General features: G+C 68.1%; 22 protein-coding genes. 15 read left to right on the top strand and 7 right to left on the bottom strand.

The features are described 5' to 3' along the window. Window positions 1-165 precede the first annotated feature (165 nt). The 3 genes from ACYYG1_RS06210 to ACYYG1_RS06200 all read left to right on the top strand — a co-directional run bounded on the left by ACYYG1_RS06210 (window position 166) and on the right by ACYYG1_RS06200 (window position 2648). The gene (locus ACYYG1_RS06210; protein ID WP_461209422.1) at window positions 166-1212 is read left to right on the top strand and encodes an HDOD domain-containing protein; all 1047 of its coding nucleotides are present in this window, start codon (window positions 166-168) and stop codon (window positions 1210-1212) included. 399 nt (window positions 1213-1611) lie between these two features. Then, the gene (locus ACYYG1_RS06205; protein WP_461209421.1) at window positions 1612-2127 is read left to right on the top strand and encodes a YeeE/YedE thiosulfate transporter family protein; all 516 of its coding nucleotides are present in this window, start codon (window positions 1612-1614) and stop codon (window positions 2125-2127) included. Continuing rightward, entirely contained in the window at window positions 2124-2648 is a 525-nt protein-coding gene (locus tag ACYYG1_RS06200) for a DUF6691 family protein (RefSeq protein ID WP_461209420.1), read from the top strand. The genes ACYYG1_RS06205 and ACYYG1_RS06200 overlap by 4 nt, the downstream gene beginning before the upstream one ends. A 95-nt stretch (window positions 2649-2743) precedes the next feature. On the opposite strand, the gene ACYYG1_RS06195 is transcribed toward ACYYG1_RS06200, so the two are convergent. The 3 genes from ACYYG1_RS06195 to ACYYG1_RS06185 form a co-directional block, all read right to left on the bottom strand. Next, window positions 2744-3847 (bottom strand): alanine racemase, encoded by a 1104-nt coding sequence (locus ACYYG1_RS06195; protein ID WP_461209419.1) that lies wholly within the window; start codon window positions 3845-3847, stop codon window positions 2744-2746. 193 nt (window positions 3848-4040) lie between these two features. Continuing rightward, window positions 4041-5276: a CgeB family protein gene (locus tag ACYYG1_RS06190; RefSeq protein ID WP_461209462.1), complete on the bottom strand. Its 1236-nt coding sequence runs from the start codon at window positions 5274-5276 to the stop codon at window positions 4041-4043. Window positions 5277-5361: 85 nt separating this feature from the next. Further along, window positions 5362-6651: a glycosyltransferase family 9 protein gene (locus tag ACYYG1_RS06185; protein ID WP_461209418.1), complete on the bottom strand. Its 1290-nt coding sequence runs from the start codon at window positions 6649-6651 to the stop codon at window positions 5362-5364. Window positions 6652-6783: 132 nt separating this feature from the next. On the opposite strand from ACYYG1_RS06185, the gene ACYYG1_RS06180 reads away from it, so the two are divergent. From ACYYG1_RS06180 to ACYYG1_RS06135, 10 genes are all read left to right on the top strand, one after another. Then, a complete protein-coding gene (locus tag ACYYG1_RS06180) occupies window positions 6784-7470 on the top strand; it encodes a precorrin-2 dehydrogenase/sirohydrochlorin ferrochelatase family protein (protein WP_461209417.1) in 687 nt (228 codons plus the stop codon). Further along, window positions 7448-8269 (top strand): cytochrome c biogenesis protein CcsA, encoded by an 822-nt coding sequence (gene ccsA / locus ACYYG1_RS06175; RefSeq protein WP_461209416.1) that lies wholly within the window; start codon window positions 7448-7450, stop codon window positions 8267-8269. Before ACYYG1_RS06180 ends, ccsA begins: the two co-directional genes overlap by 23 nt. An 8-nt stretch (window positions 8270-8277) precedes the next feature. Next, entirely contained in the window at window positions 8278-9639 is a 1362-nt protein-coding gene (gene hemA / locus ACYYG1_RS06170; RefSeq protein WP_461209415.1) for a glutamyl-tRNA reductase, read from the top strand. A gap of 10 nt (window positions 9640-9649) precedes the next feature. Beyond that, window positions 9650-9985, top strand: a complete 336-nt coding sequence (locus ACYYG1_RS06165) for a hypothetical protein (RefSeq protein ID WP_461209414.1) — start codon at window positions 9650-9652, stop codon at window positions 9983-9985. 249 nt (window positions 9986-10234) lie between these two features. After that, window positions 10235-11281, top strand: a complete 1047-nt coding sequence (gene tilS, locus ACYYG1_RS06160) for a tRNA lysidine(34) synthetase TilS (RefSeq protein ID WP_461209413.1) — start codon at window positions 10235-10237, stop codon at window positions 11279-11281. A gap of 62 nt (window positions 11282-11343) precedes the next feature. Beyond that, the gene (locus tag ACYYG1_RS06155) at window positions 11344-12009 is read left to right on the top strand and encodes an adenylate kinase (RefSeq protein ID WP_461209412.1); all 666 of its coding nucleotides are present in this window, start codon (window positions 11344-11346) and stop codon (window positions 12007-12009) included. Window positions 12010-12087: 78 nt separating this feature from the next. Beyond that, window positions 12088-12432 carry a hypothetical protein gene (locus tag ACYYG1_RS06150; RefSeq protein ID WP_461209411.1) on the top strand — a complete coding sequence of 115 codons (345 nt, stop codon included), beginning with the start codon at window positions 12088-12090 and terminating at the stop codon, window positions 12430-12432. Between the two features lie 20 nt (window positions 12433-12452). Then, a complete protein-coding gene (locus ACYYG1_RS06145) occupies window positions 12453-12731 on the top strand; it encodes a hypothetical protein (RefSeq protein ID WP_461209410.1) in 279 nt (92 codons plus the stop codon). Between the two features lie 12 nt (window positions 12732-12743). Beyond that, entirely contained in the window at window positions 12744-12971 is a 228-nt protein-coding gene (locus ACYYG1_RS06140; protein WP_461209409.1) for a hypothetical protein, read from the top strand. Window positions 12972-13023: 52 nt separating this feature from the next. After that, window positions 13024-13896: a menaquinone biosynthetic enzyme MqnA/MqnD family protein gene (locus ACYYG1_RS06135; RefSeq protein ID WP_461209408.1), complete on the top strand. Its 873-nt coding sequence runs from the start codon at window positions 13024-13026 to the stop codon at window positions 13894-13896. A 75-nt stretch (window positions 13897-13971) separates the two neighbouring features. Here ACYYG1_RS06135 and ACYYG1_RS06130 read toward each other — a convergent pair whose 3' ends face one another. Continuing rightward, the gene (locus ACYYG1_RS06130; RefSeq protein WP_461209407.1) at window positions 13972-14634 is read right to left on the bottom strand and encodes a potassium channel family protein; all 663 of its coding nucleotides are present in this window, start codon (window positions 14632-14634) and stop codon (window positions 13972-13974) included. Window positions 14635-14652: 18 nt separating this feature from the next. Further along, window positions 14653-16017, bottom strand: a complete 1365-nt coding sequence (locus ACYYG1_RS06125; protein WP_461209406.1) for a TrkH family potassium uptake protein — start codon at window positions 16015-16017, stop codon at window positions 14653-14655. 245 nt (window positions 16018-16262) lie between these two features. Between ACYYG1_RS06125 and ACYYG1_RS06120 the strand changes: the two genes are divergently transcribed. Continuing rightward, window positions 16263-16823 carry a GAF domain-containing protein gene (locus ACYYG1_RS06120; protein ID WP_461209405.1) on the top strand — a complete coding sequence of 187 codons (561 nt, stop codon included), beginning with the start codon at window positions 16263-16265 and terminating at the stop codon, window positions 16821-16823. Window positions 16824-16886: 63 nt separating this feature from the next. Continuing rightward, a complete protein-coding gene (gap, locus tag ACYYG1_RS06115; protein ID WP_461209404.1) occupies window positions 16887-17909 on the top strand; it encodes a type I glyceraldehyde-3-phosphate dehydrogenase in 1023 nt (340 codons plus the stop codon). 117 nt (window positions 17910-18026) lie between these two features. On the opposite strand, the gene ACYYG1_RS06110 is transcribed toward gap, so the two are convergent. Together ACYYG1_RS06110 and ACYYG1_RS06105 are read right to left on the bottom strand one after the other, a co-directional pair. Continuing rightward, window positions 18027-18269, bottom strand: a complete 243-nt coding sequence (locus ACYYG1_RS06110) for a hypothetical protein (protein ID WP_461209403.1) — start codon at window positions 18267-18269, stop codon at window positions 18027-18029. 171 nt (window positions 18270-18440) lie between these two features. Further along, the gene (locus tag ACYYG1_RS06105; RefSeq protein ID WP_461209402.1) at window positions 18441-19820 is read right to left on the bottom strand and encodes a serine/threonine-protein kinase; all 1380 of its coding nucleotides are present in this window, start codon (window positions 19818-19820) and stop codon (window positions 18441-18443) included. Window positions 19821-19830: the final 10 nt, after the last annotated feature.

Genomic DNA, 19830 nt, shown 5'->3' with positions numbered 1-19830 from the left:
GGAAACGCGGGCGTTTTCCGTTCTCTCCCCGCCAAGCGGGGCTTTTCACCGGGGCCGGACTGTTCCGGTTCTGCGGGGGCTTGCGTTGCGCTTCCTTCACAGAATCGGCTATGATGGATGCAAATCCCAATGCACGCGCCCGCGCACGCAGCCAAGGAGCAGAGCATGACCGAGCCCCCCGCAGTCCTGGACCCCATGGAACAAGCCGAAGGCATCCTCAAGGCCACCCTGTCCCGCCACGACCTGAGCGCGCCGCTCACGGCCCTGCTCCTGGATGCGGGCATCCCGGCCCTGGCCCGGGAGATATCCCTGCGCCCCGGCCAGTTCCGCGAGAGGCCCCTGCCCCCCGACGCCCAGCCGCCCCAGGATATGGAAAAGCCGGACATCAAGGCCGCGGCCGAGAGCGTGATCCTGCCCGTGATGCCCGAGGTAGCCATGAAGCTGGAGCGCGTCACAGGCGACCCCGGCTCCACGGCCGGCGACGTGGCCGACGTCATCTCCCTGGACCCCGGCCTGTCGACCATCCTGCTGCACGTGGTCAACAGCGCTTTCTACAATTTTCCCCAGGCCATAGACTCCATCCCCCGGGCCGTGTCCATGGTCGGCACCTCGCAGCTCCACGCCCTGGCCCTGGGGCGCATGGTCCTGGCCATGGCCAACGAGATATCACCCAAAAACTTCGACATGGACGTGTACTGGGAGCACTCCATCGCCACGGGCATCCTGGCCCGCGAACTGGCCGGGCTCTGCGGCCTGGAGAACCCGGAGCGGCACTTCCTGGCCGGGCTGCTGCACGACACGGGCAAGCTGGCCATCGCCGCGGGATTGCCGGGACACGTGGAGATCCTGGCCGCCCGGCGGCGCGGGGTGGTCTCCTACGAGGCCGAGCGCGAGGTCCTGGGCTTCGACCACGCGCGCTTCGGGGGCCTGATCCTGCGCAAGTGGGACATCCCCTACCAGATCGTGGAGGCCGTGGCCAACCACCACCACCCCGAAAAAGCCCGGCACCGCAACGGCGCGCGCATCCTGCACCTGGCGGACATCATGGCCCGGACCCTGGTCGTCACGGACCGCGAAGTCCCCCTGACCCCGCCCCTGGACCAGCAGGCCTGGCAGGCCCTGGGCCTCGAACCCGAGGACTTGGCCCAGATCATCGACGGCCTGGAAGAAAAGATGCGCGAGATGGTGACGATTCTCACGGCGCGCAAATAAAGGCGAGGCTCCGCCCCGCACCCCGCCAAGGGGGGGTACCCCCTTTGGAATCCCTCTCAGGCTGCCCCAAGGCGCACGTCCGCTACGCCGCCGCGTTGCCGCAAAAAATCCAGAACCTCGTGTAGCGAAAGCGTTGGAATACACGTCGGTCCTGGATGTTGCTTGCGCCGTGCATCCGCACACCTTGGAACAGTCTGAGGCCAACATCCATAACCCCAATGCAAAAAGGGTTGGGGGATGGAGGGATGGGAATCCGGACTTATGCGCGCGCATTCGCCTTGCGGTGCAAAAATATTTTCAAAACCAGCTTGATGCGCTATAAGCAAGCAGACTCTGCGCTCCCGATGCGTCCGGGGGCATGCGCCACGTGAAAACAAACCCATTCAGGAGGTTGATGCCATGAACAGACCCGAAAGGCCTTGGAGCCCGTACTTGGCGGGCGCACTCAGCGGCTTGCTGGCCGTGTTTTCCGTCTTGGTGGCGGGCAAATATCTTGGCGCATCCACGACCTTCGTCCAAGCCGTGGGCATGGCGGAGAAAAGCATCAGCCCGGCCCTGGTCGATACCCCGTATTTCCTGAAATACGCCTTGGCCGTGGACTGGCAGTTCATGTTCGTTGTGGGCATCGCCATCGGCGCCTTCATCGCCTCGCGCACGGATGGTTCGTTTCGCGTGCAAAGTGTTCCGGACATGTGGAGCAGGCGCTTCGGCACGGCCTGGCTTCCCCGCGCGCTGACGGCCTTTGCCGGGGGCGTGATCGCGATATACGGTGCGCGGTTGGCTGGCGGCTGCCCCAGCGGCCACGGCCTGTCCGGACTCGCCCAGATGTCCGTGAGCGGATTCCTTGCGGCGGGCGGCTTTTTCATCGGCGGAATCGTCATGGCCCGCATCGTGTACGGGAGGACGGAACAATGACGCTCGCCTACGGAATCGTCACGGGGATAGTCTTCGGCTTCCTGCTCCAAAAGGCCCGCGTGTTGCGCTACGACAAGCAGCTCGGCGCCCTGCGGCTCAAGGACATGACCATAGTGAAATTCATGCTTTCCAACATCATCGTCGCCATGGTCGGCATTTACCTTTTGAACGACTTTGGCGTGGTGAAGCTGTCGATCAAGGCCACCGTGCTGGGGCCGAACATCCTGGGCGGCATCCTTTTCGGGCTGGGCTGGGGACTGATCGGGTATTGCCCGGGCACATCGGCGGGCGCATTGGGCGAAGGGCGCGTGGACGCCGTGCCGGGCATCATCGGCATGCTGGCGGGCGCGTCGCTGTTCGCGCATACGTACCCATACCTCAAGTCCACCGTGTACCTGTGGGGCGATCTGGGCAAGATCACGCTGGCGGACGCGCTGGGAATCGACCATTGGTTCATCGTGGCTGCGCTGGCGGCGCTCTATCTGTTGATCCTCCGGTTCCTGGAGCGCCTGGGGCTGTAGGGCTGCATCCCGGGCGCGCCGAAGCCGCCGCCGGGCTTCATGCGCCTGCGCGTTCGCCCGTGGGGTGGCGACGCCTCGCGCCGCGCGTCCCGGTCCTACCCGCCGAACACCAGCCGCCCCTCGCGGGCCAGGGCCAGGTTGGCCACCACGCAGGAGTGGTTGGGCAGGATGCGCACGCGCGAGCCCACGGGCACATCGCGGCCCGCGCGCTCGATCCAGCCGTGTTCCTCGGACAGGCGGCGCACGTACAACGGCTCGCCCATGGGTTCGAGGTCGGGCCCCAGGGCGTAGGCCAGGCCGAAGTCCGCGGCCTGCGCGCCGTGGGGGCCGCCGTCGCTGGACAGGGTCTTGGAGCCCGCGTCGCAGATGATCCAGTCCTTGTTGCGCGAGATCACGGTGGCCAGCACGGTGAGGGCCACCTCGTCCTCGCGGGCCAGGCCCAGGCGCACGGGCGCGCGGTCCATGAACACGTAATTGCCGGGGCGGATCTCGGTGATGCCCGGAAATCCCCCGGCGGCCAGCACCGTGGGCGTGGAGCCCACGCTGACCACGGGCACGGGCAGGCCGCGCGCCTCGAGCAGCGCCTTGACCCGGCCCATGATGGCGGCCTCGTCGCTCGCCACCCGGGCCGCGCCCGCCGCTTCCTCGGCACCGTAGGCATGCCCGGCGTGGGACAGGATGCCCGCCAGGGTCAGATGCAGGGCCTTGTGCACGGCCCCGGCCACCTCGGGCAGCAGCGGGTCGTCCTCGGCCAGGCCGCAGCGGTGCAGGCCCACATCGATCTTCAAATACACCGGAAGGTTGCGGCAATGGCGCTCCCCGGCTGCGGCCAGGGCCCGGACCCCCTCCAGGGAGTCGGCCAAGAGCCGCACCTCGCAGCCGTAGTCCTCGGCCCCGTCCAGGAGCGCGTCCAGCTTGCCCTGCCCCACCACGGGATAGGCCACGGTCACGCTGGGCAGGCCCGCGCGCATGAAGACCAGGGCCTCGTCCACGCGCGAGGCCGTGACCCCGTCGGCCCCGGCGTCCATCTGCATGCGCGCGATGTCCACGCTCTTGTGGGTCTTGATGTGCGGGCGCAGGCGCAGGCCGTGGGCCTTGGCGATATCCGCCACGCGGGCGATGTTCGCGGCCAGCCGCGTCCGGTCCAGCACCGCGCACGGGGTCTGGAAATCCTCGGGCAATGGTCCGAAGTCGGGCATATCTTGCTCCATGAAGAATGCGGGGCTCCGCCCCACACCCCGCCCAAGGGGGTACCCCCCTTGGGAATCCCTAACTTTAAAAAGGTTTGGGGGATGGAGGGGATGGGGGGTCGGGGGAAGGGGAGGCCGGGGGTGGTTCCTCAAGACACCCCCGGCCTCCCCTTCCCCCGATTCTTTCTCCCCCCGTCTCTCTCTACTTGCCCCCGTACTGCCTGCGCCATTCGTCCAGGAACAGGATGGCGGTTTCCACTTCCGAGAGCGTGCCGCTCTGGGCGCGCACGGCCTGCACCAGGTCCTCGAAGCCCACGTTGGCGGGCAGGCCCAGGCGCTCCAGGAGATCCAGGGCCTGTTCCTTGAGCTCCGGCGGGAAATCGCGCATGGCGTCCACGGCCTTGCGCCGGGGCGCGGGCCAGCCGGGCCTGCGCGCGGCGATGAAATCGATGAGGGCCTGCATGCGGTGGGCGTAGGTGTGCTCGGCCAGCACCCGCTCCCGCGCGCGGCGCGAATACTCCTCGCGCTCCTCGGGATGCGCCAGGAAATAGTCAATTTTCTCGGTCAGCTCGGCCATGGAGGTGAAGGTGGCCAACTCGTCGGAATGAAACAGGTCGTCCATAAGGTCGCGCCGGTCCACGAGCTGGAACGCGCCGCAGGCGGCCAGTTCGAAGGTGCGCGGGTTCACGAAATCCCCGCGAGGCACCAATTCGTCGCCGCGAACGCTGGAGTGCAGGTTCAGGTTGATGCGCGAGGCGTTGAAGATCTTGACGCATTCCTCGGAATTCATGCGCCGGCCCTGCATCTGCAGGTGGCGCTCCAGGGTCGGGTCCCCATCCCATTCCGTGCCCCAGATCTTGAAGTCGTAGCTGATCAGACGGCGGAAGGCGCTGCGGCGGTTGGGATAGCCCGCGCCCATGAAGGACAGGTCCGAACCGAAGGTATGCCGCTCCACGCTGGTCAGTTCGCGCGGGGCGTGGAACTCGGGGTCCGCGGCCATGGGCAGGTACAGGGCGTTCTCCTGGCCCACCTGCTCCAGCTCCGCGAAGAACGGGTCCTCCTGGATGATGCCGAAATAGTCGTACAGGGGCGCGTAGGCCTTCCAGTAGGTGAACACGCGCCAGTCCTCCACGAACCACATGGCAGTGGCCACGCCGTCGCGCCTGAGCGTGCGCAGGGCCTGGCTGGACAGGGGCGCCTGGGCCAGGGCCAGCACCAGATCCGGCTCGAAGGACTCGACCTTGGCCAGGATGGCCTGGGAGACCACCTGCAAGAAGCCGTTCTCCAGCTGGGACACGCGCTCCGAGGTCACGGACAGGTCGCGCAGGGCCGTGAACGCGGGGTGGAAGGCCGGGGCCTCGAAGGCCTCGGCCATGTGCCCCATGGAGGCCAGGGCGCGCACGCACCAGCGGCCCACGGGCAGGGACCCGCCGTACATGGGCAGCACCACGAGCACGCGCAAAGGCCGCACAGGCGGGCCGCCGGGCGCACCGCCAGGAGCGGACGACAAAGAAGCAGCAAAATCAGGAATCATGCGTGTCCCTCCCGGGAACGTCGAGAATGTCCAGGTCGGCGGCGGGGACGAAGCCCCTGTCCAGCATCCAGTCGGCCTCGTGCAGGAATTCGGCGGCCAAGGCCTGGTCCGGGGCCCCGGGCATGGACAGGCCGAACAGCCCGCCCAGCAGGTGGCGGAAGCCCTGGCGCGCGGCGGCCTCGGGGTCCTCGCCCAGCACCGGGCGGAAGGTCAGGCCCAGGGCGTCGAAGGCCGAGACGAAGCCCGTGAGCCCCGAGGGCGCCTCGAAGGCCGTGTTCCCGGACAGATGCAGGATCAGGTCGCGCCCGGCGAAGGCCTCGGCGCAGCGCACCTCGTGCGGGCAGGGAGCGGACTCCAGGCACGGGGCGCAGGCGTCGGCGGCCTGCCACACGCGATGGCCCAGGCCGTAGGGCCCGGTCTCGAAGCACCAGGCCGAGGACAGGAACAACGCCTGCACGGGCACGCCCAGATGCGCGGCCAGATGCATGGTGCCCGTGTCCGGGGTCAGCAAGGCGTCCAGGCCCGTGAGCTCGTCGACGAGCCCGGCCCAGTCCGTGGCCCCCACCCGGTTCTCGGTGATGGGCTTGAGTTGCTTGGGCATGTCGGCCATGGCGTCCTTGGCCAGGGCGCGCTCGGCCTTGGAGCCCAGGAGCACCACCCTCTCGGCCCCGGTGCCCTGGCGCACGGCCGCGGCCAGGCGCATCAGGGTCTGCGGGCCCAGGGAGCGCCGCGAATGCCGCCCGGCCAGGACCACGCCCACCCCGCGCCCGCCCCTTCGGGCCACGGGGTTGACCTCGCCCGGGGCCAGGGGCCGGTCCGCGAACAGGCCCCAGAAATCCACGAGATTCAGCCCGGCCGCCCGGCGCAGGCGCACGGCGCGCATGGCCATGTCCTGCCACAGGCCGCGCCGTTCCTGACCGCGCTCCAGACGATAGCCCGAGACCAGCTCGGGATCGAAGAGCCCGGCCACGGCCACATTCAGGCCGGAATAATTGAGATTGTAAACGCGGTCGAAACCGATGGCGCGCAGCTCGGCGAACACGGGCAGGTTGTCCGCCGCGGCCCGGGCCGCGACCTGCCCGCCCGTGGCGTGGGCCGTGAGGCCGTGGACGGCCACCCCGGGATAGACCAGGGCCGCGAGGTCCGTAAGGGAACGATCCACCACGAGGTGCACCTCGGTCCCGGGCTCGGCCGCGAGGGAGGCCAGGAGCCGCTTGGTCTGCATCAGGTCGCCGAAGCGGGCGAGCTGGATCACGAGATGGCGCGAGTTCGAGGTCATGGAACCACCTGGGTTTGCCGGGGATCGTCTCGCGGAAAGCTACATCACAAGCCCGGGCTGGGCAAGGTTTCCGGCCTTCGGGGCATCACGGAGAGCTTTGCACGGCGGGTTAGCTTCTGTTATGTACCCCGGATGCGTCATTATCCGGCTTTTCTCGACCTCTCGCGCCTGTCCTGCCTCGTGGTGGGCGCGGGCGGCGTGGGTCTGCGCAAGATCGACACCCTGCTGGCCTGCGGGGCGTCCAGCGTGCTTGTGGTGGACCCGAACCCGGACCAGGAAAGCCTGAAAAAACGATTGAAAGACGAGAACTTACGCCTGGAACGAAGGGAGTTTAAGCCTAGCGACCTCGCGGGCGTGGCCCTGGCCTTCGCCTGCACCCCCCTGCGCGAGGTCAACGAGCGCGTAGGCCGGTTGGCGCGCGAGGCCGGGGTGCTGGTGAACGTGGCCGATGCGCCCGGCGAGAGCACCTTCATCGTGCCCGCGTCCTTTTCGCGCGGGCCGCTCACCGTGGCCCTGTCCACGGGCGGGGCCTCCCCGGCGGCCGCCAGGCTGGCGCGCATGGAGCTGGAGGAGCACTTCGGCCCGCACTACGGGTTGTTTTTGCAGCTGATGGAGCGTATCAGACCCGAGGTACTGGGCCTCGGGCACCCCACCGAGAGGAACACGGAGCTGTTCCGCGCCCTGGCGGCCTCCCGCACGCCGGAATTCCTGGCCCAAGGAGACCGCGAGGCCGCGATCCGGGAGCTGTCCCGGTTGCTGCCCCATGAACTCGCCCCCAAGGCGGCGGAGTTGCTGGATGGAATTGACGAATCTCATTGAGTACGCGGTGGTGGCGCTGTATTTCGCCGCCTCGGCCCTGTTCCCCTCGGGGATGGTGGGCCGCAGGCAGGGCCTGATGCGCCTGGCCGGCCTATGCACGGCCGGAGGCTTCGCCCTGCACACCCTGCGCCTGGTCCTGGCCTTCGCGGCCAGCAAGCAGGCCACCCTGTCCCAGGGCGGGCTGTACTTCAGCCTGCTGGCCTGGGTGGTGCTCTGCGTGTTCCTGGTCGTCTGGTGGCGCAAGAGGCTGCAGTTCATGGCCCTGGCCGCCGCGCCCCTGGCGCTGCTCCTGTACCTGGCCTCCATGTCCATCCCCCTGAGCGTGATCAAGCTGCCGGGCACCCTGTCGGTCCTGTTCTTCACCCTGCACATCGGCTCGCTGTTCGTGAGCCTGTCGCTGTTGGCCATGGCCTTCGTGGCCGGGGTGCTGTTCGTGCACATCGACAAGAAAATCAAGGCCAAGGAGAAGATCGAGGGCTTCCGCAAGGACCTGCCCAGCCTGAACACCTTCGACATGACCAACAAATGGGCCGTGCTCTGGGGCTTCCCCCTCTACTCCCTGGGGCTCTTGGCGGGCTTCGTGTGGGGCCGCTTCCAGTGGGGCAGGCTCATCACCGGCGACCCCAAGGAGATCGCGACCCTGATCATCTGGGGCATCTACGCCTACCTCTTCCACCAGCGCCTGGCCATGGGCTGGCGCGGGCGCAAGGCCGCGATCCTGGCCATGATGGTCTTCGTGTTCTCGGTGGTCTCCCTCGTGGGGGTGAACTTCCTCACCAAATCGCATCACAACTTCTGACGGGCCCCATGGACCAGACAATACACCTCATCGGACTGAACCACCGCTCCGCGGGCGTGGAGATTCGCGAATCCTACGCCCTGGCGGACTGCGACGCGTGCAGCATGGGCCTGGTGGCCGACGGCTCGGACGTGTCCGAGGCCGTGCTCCTGTCCACCTGCAACCGGGTGGAGATCCTGGCCGTGGCCAAGCGGGGCACCCCGCCGGAGACCATTCTCTCGGCCTGGGCCCGGGCCTGCGGCGGCAGCGTGCAGTCCCTGGCCCCGCACACCTACGCCTACCAGGACCTGGAGGCGGTCCGCCACCTGTTCACCGTGGCCTCCAGCCTGGACTCCATGGTCATGGGCGAGCCGCAGATCCTGGGCCAGCTCAAGGACGCCTACCGCGCCTCGGTCAAGCACGGCACGGCCAAGGTCATCTTGAACCGCCTGCTGCATAAGGCCTTCACCGTGGCCAAGCGCGTGCGCACGGAAACGGCCATCGCGGCCTCGGCCGTGTCCATCAGCTACGCGGCCGTGGAACTGGCCAAGAAGATTTTCGGAGACATGGGCAAGAACCGGGCCCTCCTCGTGGGCGCGGGCGAGATGGCCGAGCTGGCCGCCGCGCACCTGGTGAACGCGGGCATCCGCGAGATCATGGTGGCCAACCGCACCTTCGCCCGGGCCGAGGAGCTGGCCCGGCGCTTCAACGGCCGCCCCATCGCCCTGGACGAGCTCATCGACCGCCTGCCCGAGGCGGACATCGTGATCTCCTCCACGGGCGCGCCCGAGACCGTGATCCGCGCCAAGGACGTGCGCCCGGTGCTGAGGGCGCGCAAGAACCGGCCCATGTTCTTCATCGACATCGCCGTGCCCCGGGACATCGACCCCGACGTCAACGCCCTGGACAACGTCTATCTCTACGACATCGACGACTTGAAGGAGGTCGTGGAGGAGAACCTGGCCCAGCGCCGGGGCGAGGCGATCAAGGCCGAGGCCATCGTCGCCGACGAGACCCAGGCCTTCGGGCTCTGGCTCAAGGCCCTGGACCTCAAGCCCACCATCGTGGAGCTCCTGGCGCGCGGCGAGGACCTGGGCCGCCGCGAGCTGGCCAAGACCCTGAAGCGCCTGGGCCCGGAGCTGTCCGAGGGCGGGGAGGAGGCGCTGGAAACCCTGGTGCGCTCCCTGGTCCACAAGCTCTACCACGAGCCCATCGACTTCCTGAAGCGGCGCACCCAGGAGAGCGGCAAGGCCGGCGATTTCATCGGCCTGACGCGGCGCATGTTCAACCTGGACGAGGACGATATCCCGCTGGACGCCCACGCGAATCGCAAGCCCGGCGCCGAGGGCGACTGTGGCTGCGCCGAAGAGCACGGCAAGAACGGCAACTGAGCGAGGCCCCATGCGCACCTACGTTGTGGACGAACTGGACGCCGAGGCCCTGGAGCGCCTGCGCAAGTTCCTGGAGACCAAGGACATGCGCGGGGTCCTGGACGACCTGTACTGGCTGCCCCTGCCCGACGCCCTGCGCAGCCCCGAACAGGCCGAGCACGCCGACGACTGCGGCCCCCACGTCCTGGGCCTGGAGCTGGGCGAGGACAGCGTGAGCCTGGAGCTGTTGGTGCGCGCCAAGGGCCGCATGCGCTGCTCCTGCGTGACCTATGCGGACGAGGCCCAGCGCGCCTGGGCCATGGACACGCTGGACAAGATGCTCAAGGAACTCGACATCCCCGTCTGACAAAGCGTTGAAAATGGCCCGATTGCCGCGTTGCTGCGGGCTGGCCGGACCCTCATGCATTGAGATGCATCGCTGCTCTCTGTCTCGCGGACTTGTCCAACGGCTATAGGTCTGCGGCCCCGGCCACCCCTTGCGCCTTGCACTCGAACCATTTTGAACGCTTTGTCGGGAAATATGGAAACGGCCCGCTTTCCCCCTCCCCCTCTTCCCGCACCGGGCCTGAATGAACCCTTGCCCCGCAGGACCGCCATGCCCGCGACTCCGTATACCCTTCAGGACATGCCCCCGGCCCAGGCCCATTTCTGCCTGGGCGTGGAGCGCTTCCTGCTGCGCGACGCGGGCGCGGCCCTGGCCGGGGCCGAAGTGGTCTGCGCGTTCTCCGGGGGCGTGGACTCCACGGTGCTGCTGGTGGCGCTCGTGGCCCTGGCCCCGCGCCTGGGCTGCACCGTGAGCGCAGCGCACCTGGACCACGGCCTGCGCCCGGAGTCCGGGGCCGAGGCCGACCACGCGCGGGAATTCTGCGCGCGCCTGGGCGTGCCCTGCGCCGTGGAAGCCGTGGACGTGGCCGCCCTGGCGGGCGGCACGGGCCTGGAGGAAGCCGCGCGCGAGGCGCGCTACGCCTTTTTGCAGCGCGTGCGCGCAGAGCGCGGGGCCGCGTTCCTGGCCCTGGGGCACCAGCTGGACGACCTGGCCGAGGACGTGCTCCTGCGCCTGGTGCGGGGAACGGGCTGGCCGCAGCTGGCGGGCATGCGCGCCCTGGACGCGGAGCGCGCCCTGCTGCGCCCCCTGCTCCTGACCCCCCGCGCCCAGATCGAGGCCTTCGCCCGGGCCCTGGGCCTGCCCTGGGTGGAGGACGCCTCCAACCGGGACCCGGAGGCCGGGCGGCGCAACCGCATGCGCCTTTCGGTGCTGCCGCTGCTCCTGGCCGAGAACCCCAATTTTCTGGAATCCGTGGCCGGGCTGTGGCGCTCCGCCCGCCTGGACGAGGACTATTTCCGGAATCTCGGACGCGAGGCCCTGGCCGCATCGCCCGAGCCCGGTTTCCTGCCCCGCGCCCTGCTGGACGGGCTGCACCCGGCCCTGCGCCTGCGCCTGTACAAGGCCTGCCTGGAAGAGCTGGGCCCTGGCCAGCCCCTGGCCGACGGCCTGCGCCGCCTGGATGCGGCCTTCACCTCGGGCGAAGGGGGCAAGACGGTGCAGTTTCCCGGGGACAAACAGGCGCGGGTCTCGGGCCGGGGAATCCGCTTTGTACCCGGCTGCGGGAAAGACGACGAGGACGGCCCATCCGGCCATTGACAGCGCGCCCCGCGCGGTATACTGAACCTTGTGAATTTTTTACCTTGTAGGAGGAAAGCAGCGTGAACATCCTGATTTTCGGACCCAACGGCTCCGGCAAAGGCACCCAGGGCACCCTGGCCAAGGATAAGTACGGCCTGGACCACATCGAATCCGGCGCCATCTTCCGCAAGCACATCGGCGGCGGCACCGAGCTTGGCATGAAGGCCAAGGAATACATCAACAAGGGCGAGCTGGTGCCCGACGACATCACCATCCCCATGGTCCTGGACGTCCTCTCCGGCTCCAAGAACGGCTGGCTTCTGGACGGGTTCCCCCGCTCCCTGGTGCAGGCCGAGAAGCTCTGGGACGCCCTGCAGAAGGACGGCGTGGAGCTGGACTACGTCATCGAGATCAAGCTGCCCCGCGAGATCGCCAAGGCGCGCATCATGGGCCGCCGTCTCTGTGAGAACAACCCCAACCATCCCAACAACATCGGCATCCCGGCCATCGCCCCCGACGGCGACAAATGCCGCGTGTGCGGCGGGGCCCTGTCCGCTCGCGACGACGACCAGGACGAGGACGCCATCAACAAGCGCCACGACATCTACTACGACGAGACCACCGGCACCATGGCGGGCTGCCTGTTCTACAAGAACATGAAGAACGCCGAATTCAAGTACATCGAGCTGGACGGCGAGCAGAGCATCAACGAGATCAAGGACTATCTCATGAGCCAGCTCGCCTAGCAGCCGGTTTCGTCGAAAACCGACTTCACGGCCCCCGGGACCTTGCGTTCCGGGGGCCATTTTTCTATGTAATGTTCTATGAGACAAGGACTGCGCCTTTCGCGGCTTTGGGCCCTGGCCCTGATCCTGGCCCTGATACTCGCGCCCCGCGCGGCGTGGGCCCGCGACGTCGTGTCCTGGCCGTGCCCGGTACTGCCGCCCCTGTTCGTGGCCGGGGACGCGGGGGAACCCGGCGGCTACGGCCCCATCATCCAGAGGGCCCTGCAACAGGCCCTGCCAGAATACGAGCACCAGCCCCAGGTCATGTCCTTCAAGCGCATCTTCCTGGACGCGAAGCGCGGCGAACGCATGGTCCTCGTGGGCCTGTTCAAGACCCGGAGCGCGAGAAATACCTGGTCTATTCCTCCCTGCCCTGCCGCCTGACCCTCCCGCCCTGCGCGGTTATGTGCACCGAGGACGCCCCCCGCCTCGCGCCCGACGGCGTTTTTCCCCTGGTCGAACGCCTACGCTCCCCGGATCTGCGCTGGGGCAGCCCCCAGGGCTACAGCTTCGGCACACTGCAACCCCTTCTGGACGAGCACGCAAAGGCCCCAACCAGAATCCTGGTCGGCGGCGACCCCATGCAGGCCCTGGCCAAAATGCTCGACGCGGGCAGGCTGGACTGGTTCCCTTACGCCCTGATGCCCACTTCGCGGCTCCTCCTGCCCCAGGACAGGCCCTAGGACCTGATCTTCGTGCCCTTCGACGTGCCGATCCCGACCATCCCGGGCTATGTGGCCTGTCCCAGGACCGACTGGGGCCTGAAAACCATCGAACGCCTGGACCCGGTCCTGGTCGAACTCATCCGCTCCGGCATCCTGCACGAGATCATCAAGCCCTATGTGCCCCGAGGCATGGCGCAAAAGTACAAGGCGGATTTCGAGGAGCTGATCGAGGCCCCGGCCCGGGTGCTGCAACCGTGACGGCCCCTTGAAAGCCCTTTCTCAGAGGCACGTTTTGGGATAGGGAACCGTCATGCATACCAACTCCCCCTCGGCCGGGCCCACCCTGCGCATCGGCCAGATCAGCTATCTCAACGTCCTGCCCCTGTACCATCATTTGAAGCGCGTCTTCCCGGCGGACGCGGACATCACGTACGTGCCCGGCCACCCCGCCGAGATGAACGCGGGCCTGGCCAACGGGGAGCTGGACGCGGCCCCGGCCTCAGCCTTCGAATACCTGGCCCACGCCGAGAAATACGAACTCCTGCCGGACCTCTCCATCGCGGCCTCCATGGGCCCGGTGAAGAGCGTGCTCCTGGTCAGCCCCGTGGCCCTCGCGGACCTGCCCGCCTGGCTGGCGGACAAGGGCCCCGCGGTCAGCCTGACCCAGGCCTCGGCCAGCTCCATCGCCCTCTTGAAGGTGCTCTGGGCCTTCCACTGGAAGCTGCCCCAGGCCCGCTGGGTGGACATCCAGCCGGGCACGGGCCTGTCCCACGGGCGGCCCTTCCTGGAAATCGGCAACCACGCCCTGCGCAACTACCTGAACCCGCCCGAGGGCTGGCACGTCATCGATCTGGCCGACCAGTGGCGCAAGCACACGGGCCTGCCCTTCGTCTTCGCCCTGTGGATCGTACGCCGGGACCTGGACCAGCAGCGCCGGGAGCTCCTGGCCGAGGTGCACGCGGCCCTGACCCACTGCAAGGCCTCGTGCATGGAGGCCGCCGACGAGATCGCCGAGCTGCCGGACATCCGGGGCTGGATCGGCCACGAAGGCGTACGCGACTATCTCTCCACCCTGGGCTACGACCTGGGCCCCGAGGAACAGGCCGCCCTGGCCCTGTTCGGCAAGCAGTGCACGGACCTGGGCCTCATTCCCGGCATGCCCGGGCTGCGCTGGGCCCTGTAGCCCCCGCGACACCGCAAAAACAAAGCCCCCGCGCAGCAACTCCGCGCGGGGGCTTTTCCATTCTATTTTAACCGGTTATGGTTTCAGCTTTTCCAGCATATCCTCCTGCACGATGACCACCAGGTCGTCGCCCTTGCCCAGGCGGTCGTCGGCGCTGGGCAGGTAGGTGAAGTCGTTGTCCTCGGCCTCGGCCTTGCGCACGGCCACCACCTGCACCTTGTACTTCTTGGACAAATCCAGGTCGCGCAGGGTCTTGCCCGCCCAATGGTCCACGGTGAGCTTCTGCAGGAGCACGCCCTTGCCGAACTGCAGGTATTCGATGAGCCCGGGGCTGGTGATCTGCAGGGCCACCTGATGCGCGCCGTAGCGCTCCGGGAAGAAGACCTCGTCCGCGCCGATCTTGCGCAAGACCTTCTCGTGCTCCCAGCTCACGGCCTTGACCCAGACCCGGGGCACCCCCAGCTCCTTCAAGTGCAGGCAGATGAGGATGCAGGCCTCCATGGCCGAGCCCACGCTGACCACCACGTGGTCGAAATCCTTGAAGCCCAGCTGCTCCAGCACGGTCTTGTCCGTGGAGTCGCCCTGGTAGACCTGGGTCAGGGCATCCTGGGCCCGGCGCACGCGGTCCGCGTCCGAATCCAGGCCCACGACCTCGTGTCCCAGTTCCATGAGCCTCTGGGCCAGGAAAAACCCGAACTTGCCCAGCCCGACAACACCGACTTCCAGTTTCTTGGGCATGCTATCCTCCGGCCCGGCCTACCCGATGGGCAGGCTCTTCTCGGGCCATCTGTATGATTCCTCGCGCTGCAGGTCGTGCAGCAGGGTGATGAACACGATGGGGCCCAACCGCCCCACGAACATGAGCACAGTGACCACCAGCTTGCCCGTCACGGACAGGGTCGGGGTCAGCCCCGTGGACAGGCCCACGGTGGCGAAGGCGCTCACGCATTCGAACAATATCTCCAGGAACAGCCCGCGCGTCTCGGCGTGGGGCACGGCCCCGACCTCGCTCATGGACAGGATCAGGGCCGCCACGCCGATGATGGCCATGGCGAACATGATCAGGGTCAGGGCGTCGTTCATGGTCCGCGCGTCCAGGGCGTAGCGGTGCGAGACCACGGACTGCCTGCGGCCCCGCAGCCGCGAGAGGCAGAAGCCCACCAGCGCCCGGAAGGTGGTGGTCTTGACCCCGCCCGCGCAGGACCCTGGGGACCCGCCGATGAACATCAGGGCGATCATCACCAGCAGCGAGACGTTGGTCAGCCCGCCGATGTCCATGGTGTTGAAGCCCGCCGTGCGGCAGGTCACGGACTGGAACAGGGACTTGAGGAACTCCTCCAGGTGCGAGAACTCGCCCTTGTGCAGGGCGAACTCGGCCAGGAATATCCACAGCGCCCCGCCCAGGACCAGGGCCGCGCTGGTGGCCAGCACCATGCGGGTGTGCCAGGTCAGGCGCGCGCCCTGGGCCCTGCGGCCGCGCAGGGGCAGATGGGTCATGTGCTCGGCCAGCTCCAGGAGCACGGCGAACCCCAGCCCGCCCAGGACGATGAGCAGCACGAAGACCAGGTTCACGCCCAGGTCCGTCTGCCAGCGCGTCAGGCTGTCGGCCTGCAGGGAGAACCCCGCGTTGCAGAACGCGGACACGGAATGGAACAGGGCCGAAAAAGGGCTGAAGCCCCCGGAGTCCAGAAGATAGAGGCACAGGGCCCCCACGGTTTCGATGAGCAGGCAGCCCATGACCACGTGGGACAGGTAGCGGCCGATGCTGAAGGACGGATCGTGCAGCAGGGTCTGGCGCACTGCCAGCCGGTCGGACAACGACACCCTGCGCCGCCACAACAGCAGCACCAGGCTGGTGTAGGTCATGATGCCCAGGCCGCCGAGCTGGATCAGCGCCAGGAGCACGCCCTGGCCCGTGGGGCTGAAGAAGGAGCCCGTGTCCACCACCGTGAGCCCGGTGACGCACACGGCGCTGGTGGACGTGAACAGGGCGTCCACCAGGGACAGTTCCTGGCCGTTGCGGCACGGCGCGAGCATCAACGCCGCCGCGCCCGCGAGAATGGTCAACCCGAAGCCCACGATAAGCATCTTGGACGGGGACTGCCGTTTACCATTGAGCATCCCGGCTCTATACGCTCCCCAACGGGAACTGTAAACGCGAACGCCCCCGCCCCGCCTGTGCGTCGGTTCCCTCGGGCGCTCCGGCCCCGGCCGGGGTTACGGTCTCGCGGCGGAGCGGTTTTTCCCTTTGTGTCTTGGGAAATTCGCGCTAGGATGCCTTTAACCGAAAAACCTATCCGGCGCCCGCCGGCCCCGCCCCGAGGCCGGACGCGCCGCAACACCCCGAAACAAGGCGGGATACGCATATGAACAACGCACGATTGTACAAGGCCATCTACGACATCGCCCGGGTCGTCAACTCCAGTCTGACCCCCTCCAAGGTCCTGGCGGGCATCGCCGAGCAGACCACCCGCGCCATGAAGGCCAAGGGCTGCTTCATCCGCCTGCTGGACCAGAGCGGCGAACAGCTGTTGCCCGACACGTCCTTTGGGCTGTCCGAGCGCTACGAGAAGAAGGGCCCGGTGCAGGTGGCCAAGAGCCGCCTGGACCAGGACGCCCTGGCGGGCCGCGTCGTGTACATCAAGGACGTGCGCAACGACGAGCGCTTCCAGTATCGCGACCAGGCCGCCGAGGAGGGTCTCGTGTCCCTGGTGGTGGTGCCGCTCACCGCGCGCGGGGACAAGATCATCGGCGTCCTGCGCGTCTATTCCGGCGAGGAGCGCGAGTTCGACGAGGACGAGCTGGATTTCCTGTCCTGCATCGCCAACCTCTCGGGCATCGCCCTGGAGAACGCGCGCCTGTTCCACGCGCTCAGGCGCGCCAGCGAGTTGGCCGAGGCCTACACGTACCAGACTTTCGAGGATTAGGGCGCGGCCAGCGTCTGTACACCAGCCGGGCCGCCCCGCGCGGCCCCGCGCCCGGAGGAAGAGATGAAGAAAATCCGCATCGGCATCAACGGATTCGGCCGCATCGGCCGCCAGGTGGTGAAAACCGTCTGGCAGCGGCACAAGGACAGCCTGGAGATCGTGGCCGTCAACGACCTCTTCGACGTGAAGACCAACGCGCACCTGCTCAGCCGCGACACCAACTACGGGACCTTCCCGGCGAAGATCCGGGTGGACGGCGACGTCATCGACATCGGCGGCGAGTTCTCCATCAAGAGCTACGCCGAGCGCGACCCGCGCCAGATCCCCTGGGACGAGCGCGAGGTGGACGTGGTGGTGGAGTCCACGGGCATCTTCCGCACCGGGCCCAAGGCCGCCCAGCACATGGAGAACTCCAACGTCAAGAAGGTGGTCATCTCCGCCCCGGCCAAGGAGGAGGACATCACCCTGGTCATGGGCGTGAACCACACGGACTACGACCCCAAGCGGCATCACATCATCTCCAACGCCTCCTGCACCACCAACTGCCTGGCCCCGGCCGTGAAGGTCATCCACGAGACCTTCGGCGTGGTCAAGGGCGTGATGACCACGGTGCACTCCTACACCAACGACCAGCGCATCCTGGACCTGCCGCACAAGGACCTGCGCCGGGCCCGGGCCGCGGCCTGCAACATGATCCCCACCACCACGGGCGCGGCCAAGGCCGTGGCCCTGGTCCTGCCGGAGATGAAGGGCAGGATCGACGGCTATTCCGTGCGCGTGCCCACGCCCACCGTGTCCCTGGTGGACTTCGTGGCCGTCTTGGAGAAGAAGACCGACACGGAGAGCTTCAAGGCCGCGCTCAAGGCCGCCGCCGAGGGCCCGCTCGCGGACATCCTGGGCTACTCCGAGGAGCCCCTGGTGTCCTCGGACTTCGTGGGCGACCCGCGCTCGGGCATCGTGGAGGCGGACTTCACCATCGTGCAGGCCGGGGACCTGGCCAAGACCTACGTCTGGTACGACAACGAATGGGGCTATTCCTGCCGCATCGCGGACCTCATCGCCTACATGGGCGAATGCGGCCTCTAGGCCCCGGCGACGACGCATGAAAAGGCCGCCCCGCTTGAGCGAGGCGGCCTTTTTTACGCAAACAAAACGGCCCGCCTGGGGCGGGCCGTGGACTAACTCCCCGGAGCGTAAGGCCCGTCAGGCGTATTCAACCTTCAGGGCATCCTCGAATTCCGCCGTCAGCTTGATGCGCTTGCCGCCGGCCTCGAATTCATGGCTGTTGGAGGGGAAAAGCTGCACCGAAGCGGTCCACTCGTCCCCGAAGAAGATATCCTTGGCTTCCCCGTTGCTCTCGAACCTGACCTTATGACCATCGTCAAAGACCAGCATCTCCCCATGACAGATGCTGCACGGTATCTCGCTCTGCGTATGATCCGACATGCTATCCTCCTTGACATGGTTTTCCGGGGGTTAGTGCATGTGTATCACACAGGGCAAAAAAGACAACCGGGGGTAAAACAAAGACCGGTACAGGCCCCGGACCGCCTGCAAAGCCCGGGAGCCATGCCTTCCGCGGCACGCGACAGATGCGAAACGCCCGCAGCGTCCCCGCTATTCGACCCCCAGCACGCGCCGCGCCGCGCGCCCGGCCAACTCGCGCTCGCGCTCGCTGCTGACGCCGCCCGCGCGCATGATCTGGCGGGGGGTCATCACCGGGCCCGGGGCCAGGTCCGACACCAGGGACAGGGTCCCGGTCCAGGCCTGGATGGAAGACAGGGCGCGGCCCTCGTCCATCAGGGCGTGGGACAGGAACTGCTCCCAATACCCCTCGCGCCAGGCCGAGGGCGGCTCGTCCCCCAGGCGGCACGGCAGCTTCAGGCGCACGAAGCGCGCCCAGTCCGCGCCCCCGGGCTCGGGCGTCCCGGAGTCCAGCAGGGAGCGCACGTTGCCGAGCGCCCTGTCCGCGTCGAAGACCGCCAGATCATTGGAACGCAGGGTCTTGAGATACTCGGCGTAGACCTCGGCCCGCCAGGGGCCCACGGCCAGGAGGAACCGCGCCACCTCGCGCCAGTTGCCCCGCGCCTCGACAAGGGCCCGCCGGGCCACGTCGCGCGGGCATCCGGGATCGCGGCGCGAGGCCAGCCAGGCCAGGGCCTCGCCGCGCCAGGAACGCTCGCGCAGGGCCCGCTCCTCCTCGGCGCGGGACAAGGCTGCGCGCGGCAAATCCGACAGGTCCAGGACGCTCACGGTCTTCCAGGCCCCGTCCCAGTATTCCACCATCCCCAGGGCCCCGTCCGCAGCGGGCAGGCGCGCGGGCACCCCCACGGTGCGCAGGGACGCGGCCAGGAGCACGGCCAGTTCCGTGGCGTTGCCCGAGGCGCGGCGCACCACGCCCATGGGCGGCAGCACGAACCCGCGCATGGGCGTGTACGCGGCCCAGGCGTACACGCGCACGCGTACCCCGGCCACGGCCAGGGCCACGCTCCCGGCCCCGGCCTCGGATTCGAGCAGCGGCTCCAGCTCGGCGCGCCAGGGCGAGGCCATCTCCCGGCCCACGCGGGGCGCGAGCACGTAATCCAGAAACACGTCGTCGGGCAGGGCCTGGCCCCACGGCGCGCGGTCCTGCGCGGCGAAGGCGCGGGCCTGGTTGCCCGCCAGGTCCTCGGCGGAAAGCTCGGCCGCGTCGGCCAGGCACAGCCCGCGCAGCACGCGGGCGGCGGCGCGGGCCTGTTCCCCGCCCTCCTCGTAGCCGCCCAGGTAGGCGCGCAGCTGCGGGCCGTTCCGCCCGGCGGCGAGCATCACGCGGGCCAGCTCCTCGGGCAGGCCCTCGTGGGCCTTGGGCGGTTCGGGCTCGTCCTCGCCGATGTCCAGCTTCTGCATGTAGCGCGCGCACCCGCCGCAGCACAGCAGGCAGGCCAGGACGAAAACGAGCACCGGGCCAAGGGCGCGGCGCGGGCCAGGGGTCGCGGAGGATGGGGAGTTCACGGTCATGCCGTCCCTT

The sequence above is a fragment of the Desulfocurvus sp. DL1XJH-121 genome (assembly GCF_054819825.1).
This window is presented reverse-complemented; position numbering and strand designations above follow the sequence as displayed.

What these genes read in the sequence shown, in the direction of transcription:
- ACYYG1_RS06145 (WP_461209410.1), top strand. Translation starts at nt 12,453, where the DNA reads ATGTGCACCGAGGACGCCCCCCGCCTCGCGCCCGACGGCGTTTTTCCC.
- ACYYG1_RS06120 (WP_461209405.1), top strand. Translation starts at nt 16,263, where the DNA reads ATGAACAACGCACGATTGTACAAGGCCATCTACGACATCGCCCGGGTC.
- ACYYG1_RS06185 (WP_461209418.1), bottom strand. Translation starts at nt 6,651, where the DNA reads ATGACCTCGAACTCGCGCCATCTCGTGATCCAGCTCGCCCGCTTCGGC.
- ACYYG1_RS06135 (WP_461209408.1), top strand. Translation starts at nt 13,024, where the DNA reads ATGCATACCAACTCCCCCTCGGCCGGGCCCACCCTGCGCATCGGCCAG.
- ACYYG1_RS06180 (WP_461209417.1), top strand. Translation starts at nt 6,784, where the DNA reads ATGCGTCATTATCCGGCTTTTCTCGACCTCTCGCGCCTGTCCTGCCTC.
- ACYYG1_RS06130 (WP_461209407.1), bottom strand. Translation starts at nt 14,634, where the DNA reads ATGCCCAAGAAACTGGAAGTCGGTGTTGTCGGGCTGGGCAAGTTCGGG.
- ACYYG1_RS06105 (WP_461209402.1), bottom strand. Translation starts at nt 19,820, where the DNA reads ATGACCGTGAACTCCCCATCCTCCGCGACCCCTGGCCCGCGCCGCGCC.
- ACYYG1_RS06205 (WP_461209421.1), top strand. Translation starts at nt 1,612, where the DNA reads ATGAACAGACCCGAAAGGCCTTGGAGCCCGTACTTGGCGGGCGCACTC.
- ACYYG1_RS06125 (WP_461209406.1), bottom strand. Translation starts at nt 16,017, where the DNA reads ATGCTCAATGGTAAACGGCAGTCCCCGTCCAAGATGCTTATCGTGGGC.
- ACYYG1_RS06195 (WP_461209419.1), bottom strand. Translation starts at nt 3,847, where the DNA reads ATGCCCGACTTCGGACCATTGCCCGAGGATTTCCAGACCCCGTGCGCG.
- tilS (WP_461209413.1), top strand. Translation starts at nt 10,235, where the DNA reads ATGCCCGCGACTCCGTATACCCTTCAGGACATGCCCCCGGCCCAGGCC.
- ACYYG1_RS06165 (WP_461209414.1), top strand. Translation starts at nt 9,650, where the DNA reads ATGCGCACCTACGTTGTGGACGAACTGGACGCCGAGGCCCTGGAGCGC.
- ACYYG1_RS06150 (WP_461209411.1), top strand. Translation starts at nt 12,088, where the DNA reads ATGAGACAAGGACTGCGCCTTTCGCGGCTTTGGGCCCTGGCCCTGATC.
- ACYYG1_RS06110 (WP_461209403.1), bottom strand. Translation starts at nt 18,269, where the DNA reads ATGTCGGATCATACGCAGAGCGAGATACCGTGCAGCATCTGTCATGGG.
- ACYYG1_RS06190 (WP_461209462.1), bottom strand. Translation starts at nt 5,276, where the DNA reads ATGTACGGCGGGTCCCTGCCCGTGGGCCGCTGGTGCGTGCGCGCCCTG.
- ACYYG1_RS06200 (WP_461209420.1), top strand. Translation starts at nt 2,124, where the DNA reads ATGACGCTCGCCTACGGAATCGTCACGGGGATAGTCTTCGGCTTCCTG.
- ACYYG1_RS06210 (WP_461209422.1), top strand. Translation starts at nt 166, where the DNA reads ATGACCGAGCCCCCCGCAGTCCTGGACCCCATGGAACAAGCCGAAGGC.
- hemA (WP_461209415.1), top strand. Translation starts at nt 8,278, where the DNA reads ATGGACCAGACAATACACCTCATCGGACTGAACCACCGCTCCGCGGGC.
- ccsA (WP_461209416.1), top strand. Translation starts at nt 7,448, where the DNA reads ATGGAATTGACGAATCTCATTGAGTACGCGGTGGTGGCGCTGTATTTC.
- gap (WP_461209404.1), top strand. Translation starts at nt 16,887, where the DNA reads ATGAAGAAAATCCGCATCGGCATCAACGGATTCGGCCGCATCGGCCGC.